Annotated in this window: 12 protein-coding genes; 7 read left to right on the top strand and 5 right to left on the bottom strand. The window is 61.2% G+C overall.

Features of this window, described 5'->3' with window-relative positions; genetic code table 11:
* Positions 1–72 precede the first annotated feature (72 nt).
* Positions 73–1,068, top strand: a complete 996-nt coding sequence (locus tag FHX09_RS08760; protein ID WP_184449780.1) for an NAD(P)H-quinone oxidoreductase — start codon at positions 73–75, stop codon at positions 1,066–1,068.
* On the opposite strand, the gene FHX09_RS08755 is transcribed toward FHX09_RS08760, so the two are convergent.
* The gene (locus FHX09_RS08755) at positions 1,065–2,279 is read right to left on the bottom strand and encodes an MFS transporter (RefSeq protein WP_184449778.1); all 1,215 of its coding nucleotides are present in this window, start codon (positions 2,277–2,279) and stop codon (positions 1,065–1,067) included. The genes FHX09_RS08760 and FHX09_RS08755 overlap by 4 nt on opposite strands.
* 63 nt (positions 2,280–2,342) lie before the next feature.
* On the opposite strand from FHX09_RS08755, the gene FHX09_RS30310 reads away from it, so the two are divergent.
* Positions 2,343–2,471: a hypothetical protein gene (locus FHX09_RS30310; RefSeq protein WP_281040942.1), complete on the top strand. Its 129-nt coding sequence runs from the start codon at positions 2,343–2,345 to the stop codon at positions 2,469–2,471.
* A gap of 15 nt (positions 2,472–2,486) precedes the next feature.
* On the opposite strand, the gene FHX09_RS08750 is transcribed toward FHX09_RS30310, so the two are convergent.
* Positions 2,487–3,920, bottom strand: a complete 1,434-nt coding sequence (locus tag FHX09_RS08750) for an MFS transporter (RefSeq protein WP_184449776.1) — start codon at positions 3,918–3,920, stop codon at positions 2,487–2,489.
* Positions 3,921–4,027: 107 nt separating this feature from the next.
* On the opposite strand from FHX09_RS08750, the gene FHX09_RS08745 reads away from it, so the two are divergent.
* From FHX09_RS08745 to FHX09_RS08735, 3 genes are all read left to right on the top strand, one after another.
* Entirely contained in the window at positions 4,028–4,648 is a 621-nt protein-coding gene (locus FHX09_RS08745; protein WP_007791607.1) for a MarR family transcriptional regulator, read from the top strand.
* A gap of 98 nt (positions 4,649–4,746) precedes the next feature.
* Positions 4,747–5,754 (top strand): asparaginase, encoded by a 1,008-nt coding sequence (locus FHX09_RS08740; RefSeq protein WP_184449774.1) that lies wholly within the window; start codon positions 4,747–4,749, stop codon positions 5,752–5,754.
* Between the two features lie 139 nt (positions 5,755–5,893).
* Positions 5,894–6,643 carry a hypothetical protein gene (locus tag FHX09_RS08735; RefSeq protein WP_184449772.1) on the top strand — a complete coding sequence of 250 codons (750 nt, stop codon included), beginning with the start codon at positions 5,894–5,896 and terminating at the stop codon, positions 6,641–6,643.
* Here the strand turns inward: FHX09_RS08735 and FHX09_RS08730 are convergent.
* Complete coding sequence (locus FHX09_RS08730) at positions 6,618–7,373, bottom strand: DeoR/GlpR family DNA-binding transcription regulator (protein WP_132588521.1); 756 nt, start codon at positions 7,371–7,373, stop codon at positions 6,618–6,620. The two genes, FHX09_RS08735 and FHX09_RS08730, sit on opposite strands and share 26 nt — an antisense overlap.
* 120 nt (positions 7,374–7,493) lie before the next feature.
* Between FHX09_RS08730 and FHX09_RS08725 the strand changes: the two genes are divergently transcribed.
* A complete protein-coding gene (locus FHX09_RS08725; protein ID WP_007791601.1) occupies positions 7,494–7,850 on the top strand; it encodes a hypothetical protein in 357 nt (118 codons plus the stop codon).
* 92 nt (positions 7,851–7,942) lie between these two features.
* A complete protein-coding gene (locus FHX09_RS08720) occupies positions 7,943–8,560 on the top strand; it encodes a glutathione S-transferase (RefSeq protein ID WP_007791599.1) in 618 nt (205 codons plus the stop codon).
* 65 nt (positions 8,561–8,625) lie between these two features.
* Here FHX09_RS08720 and FHX09_RS08715 read toward each other — a convergent pair whose 3' ends face one another.
* Entirely contained in the window at positions 8,626–8,979 is a 354-nt protein-coding gene (locus FHX09_RS08715) for an MmcQ/YjbR family DNA-binding protein (protein WP_007791598.1), read from the bottom strand.
* A gap of 48 nt (positions 8,980–9,027) precedes the next feature.
* Positions 9,028–9,216 carry a hypothetical protein gene (locus FHX09_RS08710; RefSeq protein ID WP_132588522.1) on the bottom strand — a complete coding sequence of 63 codons (189 nt, stop codon included), beginning with the start codon at positions 9,214–9,216 and terminating at the stop codon, positions 9,028–9,030.
* Positions 9,217–9,275 lie beyond the last annotated feature (59 nt).

Here is a 9,275-nt window from a genome sequence, read left to right as displayed (position 1 = left end):
CCGCGCTTCCCGCCTTCTCAAGTCCGAAGAGCTGAACTATCTGACATGCTTTCGGAACGAGGAGACCGGATCATGTCCTTGCCCAAGCAGATGCGCTTCATCGACCTGCCTAGCTTCGGCGCGCCCGAGGTGATGCGGATCGCCACCGGACCCTTGCCGATAGCAGGGGAGGGCCAGCTCCTTGTTCGCACCGAAGCAATCGGCGTCAACCGGCCAGACGTCGCACAGCGCCAGGGCATTTATCCGCCGCCGAAGGATGCAAGCCCTGTTCTCGGGCTTGAGATGGCAGGCGAGATCGTTGCCGTCGGCCCGGGCGTCCGCGATTTTGCCCTCGGCGACAAGGTGTGCGGCCTGACCAACGGCGGTGCTTATGCCGATTATTGCCTGCTGCCCGCCGGCCAGGCTCTGCGCTTCCCGAAGGGCTACAATGCCGTTAAAGCTGCGGCGCTGCCGGAGAATTACTTCACGGTCTGGGCAAACATGTTCCAGATGGCCGGACTGACCGAAGGCGAAAAGGTTCTCGTGCATGGCGGCTCAAGCGGCATCGGAACGACCGCCATCCAGCTTGCGCGGGCCTTTGGCGCCGAGGTCTACGCGACGGCCGGTTCGCAGGAAAAATGCGATGCCTGCGTCAAGCTCGGCGCAAAGCGGGCAATCAACTACAAGACAGAGGACTTTGCAGAGGCCATCAAGGCCGAGACCGGCCACGGTGTCGATATCATCCTGGATATGATCGGTGCCGCCTATTTCGAACGGAACGTGGCGTCGCTCGCGAAGGACGGCTGCCTTTCGATCATCGCCTTCCTCGGCGGCGCCGTTGCGGAGAAGGTCAATCTGGCACCGATCATGGTCAAACGGCTAACGATCACCGGCTCGACGCTGCGCCCGCGCACTGCCGAGGAAAAGCGCGCGATCCGCGACGATCTCCTTTCCCAGGTCTGGCCGCTTCTCGATGAAGGCAAGCTCGCTCCGGTTATAGATACCGTCATTTCTTTCGAAGAGGTTGCCGAGGCGCATCGACTGATGGAAACGAGCGGTCACATCGGCAAGATCATGCTGCGGCTCTAGGCCGGCTGCCGGACCGGTCGGGGGGCTCTTTCAAGGAACAGCAGAAGGCCGACCGAAGCGAGGCCGACGATGGCGGCAAACAGGGCTGTGCCTGAATAGCCCGTAAAGGCAGTGCCGGCCGCGAAGATCGATGCACTGATGCCGTTGGCGATGAACGTGTTGACCGAGACCAGCGAACTGCCGAGTCCGGGGCGATCGGCAATCAGATCCTGTAGGTAGGTGATCGGCACGCTGAGGATGGCTGCAGCGCCGCAGGCGTTGATCAGCACGAGGGCATAGATCTGCCAGGGCGCCGAGGCAAAGCTTAGCAATACCAGATACAAACAATAGATCAGCGCTCCCACGGCAAGCACGTGCACGCTGCGGAAGCGGCGTTGCAGCGCGCCCCACATCAGCATGAACGGCATTTCCAGGAAGGCGGTGAGGCCGGCCATGAAACCGACATCTACCACGGTACCGCCGGCGGCATGGGTGATGATCAACGGCGACACCACGCTGTTTAGCCGCTGCAGCCCGAGCAGCAGCGCCATGACGCCGACCCTTACCACGACATAGGGCGAAAAGACTCTGCCGAGCGAAGAGAAGAAGCCGATCCGCTGCGAAGGGGAGGCGTTGCCGACAGGCGCAGGCTTGGCGAAAAACAGGTAGAGGCAGAAGCAGGTCAGGCTTGCGAGACCCGCAATGCCATAGGCCGGTGTCATCGATTGTGAGTTGATGAGGTACAGGCCAATCAGGCCTGGTGCCAGCGCCCAGGAGCCCGAGAACAGCGCGCGAACGGTGGACGTGATCTCCGCAGCTCTTCCGCGATCCATTGTGTTCGTCGTCGCACGGATGCTGGCAAACAGGATCGAATAGGTGGAATTGCTGATGGGGATCAGCACCAGCATGCCGAAGATGAAGACGCCGGCGGTGCGGAATTCGTAGATCATTCCGAAGCCGAGCATACCGCTCACCGATAGCGCCAGCACCAGCGGGCGCCGATCGCTGAGCCTGTCGGACCAGATGCCGAGCGTCAGGCTGGTGGCGACATTGACGAGTGCGGCAAGGAAGATCAGCCCGGAATAGGCGCGGTCCGACAGGCCGAGTTCATTGATGCCGATGATCGATTGATAGGGCATCGTCGAGGCATAGGTGAAGGCGAGCGCAACCAGCGTCAGCGTTGGGACACGGATTTGGTGATCGCGGAGAATGGAAGAAAAGGCGGATGGCATGGCAGGGTTCCCGATACCCCCGATATAAACCAGTAGTGTGCTTTCGAAAAACCAGAGTTTGTGATGGCAGCGGTCAAATCACGTGATGGATGGCCTCATGCCGTGATGGCTGCCGGTCGCCAAAGGCCAACCCGCGCGATCGCCGGGATGGAAACGAGCGGTCACATCGGCAAGATCATGCTGCGTCTGTGACCGCTCGCGCGTCGCTCACCGGGCCTGCCGTTCGGTGGGCGACGAGAGGGTCAAGGATATCGTGACGGCAATCAGGCCGGGAAGCGCCATCGGCACGTAGAGCCAGTGTGCGGCCGAAATGCCGCCCGCAACACCACCGGGATCCACCAGCCCGGTGCTGTTGACAATCACGCCGGCAACGGCCGCGCCGAAGGCGCTGCCGAGCGACTGCACCGTCGAGATCGCGGCCGAGGCCTTGTCCTGTTCGGAGTTGTCGACCAAACCAAGGATCTTGGTTACCAGATGAACCCAACCAAGGCCGACGCCGAAGCCCATCAAGAACATACCAACGACGGCAGGGCCAAGAGTAGCTAGGTCGCTGGACTGATTGTCCGTTGCGAGGAAGATCGTTAGCGACGCAACCGCAACCATTTCGACCACGCAGCCGACGACGATTGCGGTGCTGGCACGGCGTCCAGACAGCATTCCGCTGAAGAAGGCCGCAAAGGTCCAGCCGAGCGCCACAAGGGCGGTCAGATAGCCTGACACCAGAGGTGTTACGCCATGCAGCACCTGCAGGAAATAAGGAATATAGATGTCGCTTGTCAGCACCAGCAGCAGCACGAACATCGTCAAGTAGACGCGCGCCACCGGCTTTGCGAGCGTGACGGCTCCGGTCGGCAGGAGACGGTTTCGGCCGTGCCGCTCGACGGTCAGCATCGAAACGATCGTGGCGATTGATGCGGCAATCAGCAACGCTTTGGAGCTTGTTTCGTCGATCGTTCCGGCGATGCTGACCAGCAGAACGGCGGCAAGCAGCAAGACAATTTGGAGGATTGGCGTCTTGCTATGGGCGCGATCGTCTTCGGCGCGCGGCAGCAGCCAGGGCGCAAGTGCCGCCATCAGCACACAGAGCGGAACCAATAGCATGAAGGCTTGGCGCCACGCGCTGCCTTCGGAGAAGACTCCGCCGAGGCTGGGGCCGAGCAATGTCGAGACACCCCAAATGGCTGCATAGAGCGTTGACGCCTTCTGCCACAGCGGTTCGGGGTAGGCGAAGCGAATGAAGGCATAGGCAAGCCCGGCAAGAATGCCGGCGCCGAACCCCTGTACCGTGCGTCCGGCCAGGACCAACGGCATCGCCGGGGCAAGCGCGCAGATCAGGCTGCCGGCCCCGAATATCAGCGCGCCGGCGACGTAGACACTACGCAGCCCGATGCCGCGCGGGCGCATCGCCACGAAGATCGACCCAAGGACCGCCGCGGCAACGAAAAGCGTTGTCATCCATGACAGCAGTTCGAGCCCACGGATGTCGCGCACGATCGATGGTGCGATGGTCGCAGTGATGTAAGTTTCAACGGCATAGAGGGTGACACCGCCGCCCAGCATCAGCGTCGCGGGCAGGAGCGGTGCGGAAAACAGATGGAAGACGGAGGGCTTGTCTGCGGAAATCTCTTCAATGCCGGTCATATCTAATGCCTTGTGTGCTTCCCGTGGTATGCAGTATTTTTGCAAGTTATTATTTGGAAAAAATACACGGCCATGCTATTAAAGCAAGCGTTAACTTGGAAAAATAAATGAGACAATCCCCGGTCAATCGAATCCTGCTGCTGATCAAGACCGAAGGACCCCAGCTTGCCGCCGCACTTGCGGCAAGGCTCGGCATTTCCTCGGAAGCTGTCCGTCAGCAATTAACGAAGATGGCGGAGGAGGGGCTTGTCGAAGCCGTGAGCGACGCCACGACAGGCAGGGGAAGACCGCGGCAGCTGTGGAGCCTCACGCCTGCGGGCAACCAAACCTTTCCCGATGGTCACGCGGAACTCACCGCCACGATCCTGAGCACGCTGGTCGCACAGCTGGGGGCATCGGCGCTGGATGCCGTCATTTCCGCCCGGGAAGCAGACACCCTTATGCGCTATCGCCAAGAAGTGGACGCGGCGGACGTTCAATCCCGTGTGCAGCAGCTAGCGGCCGTACGCACCAGCGAAGGATACATGGCCGACAGCTGGCCGGAGGCCGACGGCTCGCTGCTGCTCGTCGAGAACCATTGCCCGATCTGTGCTGCGGCAACCGTCTGTGCGGGCTTCTGCCGCTCGGAGCTGGAGACTTTTCGAGCCGTTCTCGGTGCCAAAGTCGAGCGCGAGGAGCATATTTTGCTTGGCGCCCGCCGCTGCGCTTATCGCATCACCCCGCTTTGACCTGCATCGGCGCAAGACGGGGCACGGCGAAAGGCAATTGCTTTATCCTCGCGACTCGCTATGCGTGACGCATCTGCGTATACGATCAGGACCATGCCATGACCAATCCCGTCACCGTCGAAGTCACCAGAGGCTCGCTCGTCGAAAGCCGGCATCGCGGCGCAGTCGTCGCCGTCGATGGTGATGGAAAGGTCGTGTTCTCGATCGGCGACGTCGATGCAGCAACCTTTCCGCGCTCGGCCTGCAAGGCGATGCAGGCGCTACCGCTGATGGAAAGCGGCGCGGCGGATGCGTATGGCTTCAGCGACAAGGAATTGGCGCTCGCCTGCTCCTCGCACAATGGCGAAGACGAGCATGTGGCGCTCGCTGCTGCCATGCTCGCGCGTGCCGGACGCGATGTCGAAGCGCTTGAATGCGGCGCGCATTGGTCCTCGAGCCAGAAGGTGCTGATCCACCAGGCGCGCACAATGGACAAGCCGACGGCGTTGCACAACAACTGCTCGGGCAAGCATGCCGGCTTCGTCTGCGCCTGCTGCCATCAGGGCGTCGATCCGAAGGGATATGTCGGCTACGACCATCCGCTGCAGGCCGAAATCCGCGGCATCATGGAAAGCCTGACGGGCGCGGTGCTCGGCCATGACAATTGCGGCACGGACGGCTGCTCCATCCCGACCTATGCGGTTCCCTTGCGCGGCTTGGCGCATGGTTTTGCCAAGATGGCGACCGGCAACGGACTCGAGCCCCTTCGCGCCAGGGCTTCCCGGCGGCTCTTCGATGCCTGCATGGCCGAGCCCTTCTATGTGGCCGGAACCGGCCGCGCTTGCACGGAGCTGATGGAGGTGGCACCCCACCGCATCTTCGCAAAAACCGGTGCCGAAGGTGTCTTCTGCGCGGCCATTCCCGAGCAAGGAATTGCGATCGCCGTCAAATGCGACGACGGCCATTCGCGTGCCTCCGAGGCGATGGTTGCCGCCGCGCTCAGCCGCTTCTTCGGCAAGGACGACCCGATTCGCGCGAGATTGGCCGTCATGGCGACCGTCCAGATGCACAATTGGAACGGCATTCATGTCGGCGACATTCGCGCGACGGCTGCGTTGACCGCATAAGCCGTTCCGGAACGAAACAGTCGCGCCGCAGCAGCAGAAATTGCTAATGTATGTGAAACTACAGCCCACGAGAACGGATGCGATTTTCGAAGGCTGAGTTACCCTTTGCCCACTACATCGAACGCCATGAGGGCAGGATATGTTTGCGGGCCGCTATCTTTGGTGGATGTTGATCGCCATAGCGATCTTTCTCTTCTTCACCATGTGTTTCGATTACGTGACCTGGCTGACGGTCGTTTCGTCGGGTTGCGCCCGGATCGCCGGCTCCTGCGGACCGATCATCGTCACCATGACCGGTTCCATGAAACCGTCGGGCGTCTACCTCGCGGGCGGCATCATCTTCGTCGTTACCCTTGCCCGCATCCATTATCTTTCGATGAGCTGGGTCTGGGGCGCTATCGTCGCAATCTGGTTCGTCGCATCGGCGCCGTTTCCATTGCTGCTCGCCAATGGTTGGACCGGCCAGTTGAAGCCGGAGACCGTGCTTGAGGGGCTGCCGGTGGCGTTCCTGTTCTTTGTGGCTTTCTGCGCCTATATCGGCTGGTCATTTGAAGAGAGTGGCGCACGGCCACTTGGTGTGTGGCGCGCTCTGCGAGCGGCCATTTCGGTCGCTGCTCTCTATGGCGCGCTGTTGGCGCTGTCGGAGGCGCCGGCCTTTGCGACCATTCCGGGTCGTCTCATCGGGGAGCTGCGGCTTTCGACGTCGATCGCTGCGTTGCAGCCCGGATTGCACGATGTCATGACCCTCGGGATGGCCCGCGACACCTTCGCGTATATTGTCCTGGCAATCTTTGTCGCCGGTCTCGCCGTGAGCCTGCTACCGCAGAACCCCCGCGAACTAAAGGCGCGCTTCGTGCAGCCGTTCATGCTTCGAGGATCTCGGCAGTGAGGTTGCGATAGGGCTCGATGGCAGCCGCGGCAAGGCCTGCCGCCACGATCAGTCCCGATACGCCTGAGATCGGCAGGACTTTGCAGGGCGAGACGTGGTCGAACTTCTCTTCCGTCAGCGGCACATAGGTCTCGGCGGCGCAGGACGCAATGTGCCGCTTGATGGCCGCCTCCTCGAAATCGCCCGTCGACAGGCCATGCACGGGATGGGCAGCCGTCACTCCGAGAAAGAAGATGTCCGGCCGAAGCTGCGAAATCGCAGCCATGGCGACGGATCCGACCGCGACCATCGAGTGCTTGTAGAGCTTACCGCCGATGAGGATCACGCTGGCCGTCGGGTGATGTTCCAGCTCCGCGGCAATCGTCGGGCTGTGTGTCGCGACTGAGAACGCAAAGTCGCGCGGCAGTTGCCGGGCGATCTCCGCCGTTGTCGTGCCGCCATCCAGAAAAATCAGCTGGCCCGGCCGCGCAAGTGAGGCAGCTTTCTTCCCGAGCCGCGCCTTGGTCTCAGACGAAACGCCTTTTCGCGTCGAGAAGTCGGGCAACTCGGGCGCAACAGGCATTGCCCCACCGTGTACCCGCTTCAGCAATCCTTCTGCCGCCATCTCCCGGAGGTCACGACGGATCGTGTCCTCCGACAGCGACAGGTCCTTGGCGATTTGCTTGGCGATTACCTGGCCATCTCGCCGAAGGATGTCGAGGATCAACGATTTGCGCTGGCTCGTGAGCATGGTTCGATCCGATGTTTGCATGAAGTATCATGATGATGCACGAAATGATTCGACAATCAAGAAATTTCGTGCAGTTATTTGACTTCTCGTGCATGAAGCCGGGAGAAATGGAGTTTGATTATGTTAATTTTGATTGCCGGGCCCTACAGATCCGGAACGGGGGACGATCCCGCAAAAATGGCAGCGAATTTGAAGAGGCTGGAGCAGCCCTCGCATCGGCTGTTCAAGGCGGGCCACGTGCCGATGATTGGAGAGTGGGTGGCTTTGCCGGTGTGGAACGCCGCCGGCGGAAAGGCTGTCGGCGATGATCTCTACGAAGAGATATTCCACCCCGTTGCCGGCCGGCTGCTGCAGCTTTGCGACGGTGTGCTTCGGCTCGAGGGGGAATCGAAAGGCGCCGACAACGACGTGCGGATCGCGCGTGAACGCGGCATTCCCGTCTGGCATCGGGTCGAGGATGTTCCGGGCTGTGCCTGAAGTAGCTTTATTTTGAGAGGCCGGCTTGCCGGCCTCGATCTGTGCGTTTGCGGATCGTCGCGCTATAAAGTCAGCATCGAAGGGAGTCGATCATGCTGACATTGTATTTCGCGCCCCACACCTGTGCGCTCGCAAGCCTCATCGCACTGGAAGAGTCTGGGTTGCCGTTCAAGACGAAGAAGCTGAACTTCGCCGATGCGGAGCAGCGTTCGCCTGAGTATCTCGAAATCAACCCGAAGGGCCGGGTTCCCGCGCTTGTGACGGAACGCGGCGTCCTAACCGAAACGCCGGCAATCCTGGCCTACATCGCGCAGCTCGCACCGGCGGCGCAGCTGGCGCCGCTCGATCCTTTCGAGTTCGCCCGGATGCAGGCATTCAACAATTATCTTTGTTCGACGGTGCATGTGAACCACGCACACGGTCGTCGCGGCAGCCGTTGGGCGGATGATCCGGCCGCGCACGGGGCGATGAAGGCGAAGGTGCCGCAGACCATGGCCGAGTGCTTTGAACTCATCGATGCGCAGATGCTGGAGGGCCCGTGGGTAATGGGCGAGTACTACTCGGTCGCCGATCCCTATCTCTTCGTCATGACCGGCTGGCTGCGTCCCGACGGCGTCGATCCGGCCCGCTTCAGGAGAGCGACGGCGCACTATGCCCAGATGATGGAGCGCCCGGCCGTGCAGCGGGCATTGGAGCGCGAGCAGGCCTAAACAGGCGTAGCCCGCTCGCCGAGCATATCAGGGGATCAGGGCGACAAGTCGCTAGGGCGGTGCGCTCAGCCCTGAAAACTCGCGGCAAGCCGCTTTGGTGCACGGAACCGCCAGGCGCCGATCAGCCGTTCCTTCAGTTCGGCGTCGCTGATCATGGCGGCGCGCAAGGGCATATATGGCCAGCCGATATAGTGGGGTGTCTGATAGTAGATCTCGGGCGCCATCTCGATCAGCCGTTCCTTGTCGTCGATCGAGATGGAAAGCACGATGGTCTCATTGTTCTTGACCGCCACGAAGGACTTGCCGCCCACTTTCAGCGCTGGATTGCCATAGGACGTGCCCTCCTCGAGTTCAGGCAGATTGGCTTCCACGGAGAGGCGCTTGAGACGCGCAAAGATCGTGTCGACGCTGTCGGTCATTGGGCTCGCTCGAATTGAAGCTCGCACAGACTAGCAGATTTCTCACTCTTAAGCGCACCTTGCAGGCTGCGGCCGCTCGGGCTTCGGCGTGCGTGGCTCCGGACCGAGCGGCAGATCGGCGAGCGCAGTCGGTGACATCCGCGCCAGATCCGGGTGGTTCAACGGATCCTGTTTGATATCCGCGTTGTAGGGCGGCTCTATGGTTTCGACGCTCAAGAAAAACTTCAGGATTTGCATGGCATACCTCGCTTCCTTCTTGGGTGGCGAACGGAGCATTTGCTTAATACCGCCGGATT

This window comes from Rhizobium sp. BK538, assembly GCF_014197575.1.
GTDB lineage: Bacteria > Pseudomonadota > Alphaproteobacteria > Rhizobiales > Rhizobiaceae > Rhizobium.
Note: the sequence above shows the minus strand (reverse complement) of the source record. Positions and strands in the feature narration are given on the sequence as shown.